The sequence below is a fragment of the Micromonospora desertarenae genome (assembly GCF_056150265.1).
Map to the genome: position 1 here is coordinate 1 of NZ_JAXCFQ010000033.1, position 530 is coordinate 530.

The window sequence follows — 530 nt, forward strand, 5'->3', positions numbered from 1 at the left end:
GCCGCTCCACGTGTACGCCCCGGAGGTGGCCGTCTTCCCGGCCGGCACGACGAGGGTGGTGCCGTTGGAGAACGTGACAGTCAGCGACCGGGCGGTGATGTTCGACGCCACGTAGGTGCGGGCGCCGTTCTTGACGAACACCTTCGCCAGCGGGTGGTTCGCGGTGACCGTGGTGTCCACGGTGCCGAGCGCGGCGAGGTTGCGGATCCAGTGGAACGTGTGTGCCTTGCTCTCGCCCTCCTCGCTGGTGAACCCGCTGTTCGCCCGGAAGTTGCGCAGCGCCTGCTCGCCGTCGCCGAGGGCCAGGAACTCCCAGATGATGTCCTGCCACACGGTCGGTGGGCCGCCCTTGTTGGTGACCAGCTCGGCGTAGTTGGCCTTGACGTACTCGGGGTGGTCGCCCAGGTAGAGGTGACCGCCGGTGATCGGCAGCATGTTGATGCCCTGGATCATCTCCGGCGCGGAGGAGAACCAGGTCGCGTACGCTCCGCCGTCGCCCCACACCATGCCGACCGTCTTGTGCCCGAACG

Annotated in this window: 1 protein-coding gene; it reads right to left on the bottom strand. The window is 67.9% G+C overall.

What is annotated here, in order from left to right; translation table 11 throughout:
* Positions 1–530, bottom strand: a 530-nt coding sequence (locus SM577_RS31625) for a glycosyl hydrolase (RefSeq protein ID WP_474588702.1), incomplete at both ends; no start/stop codon positions are given.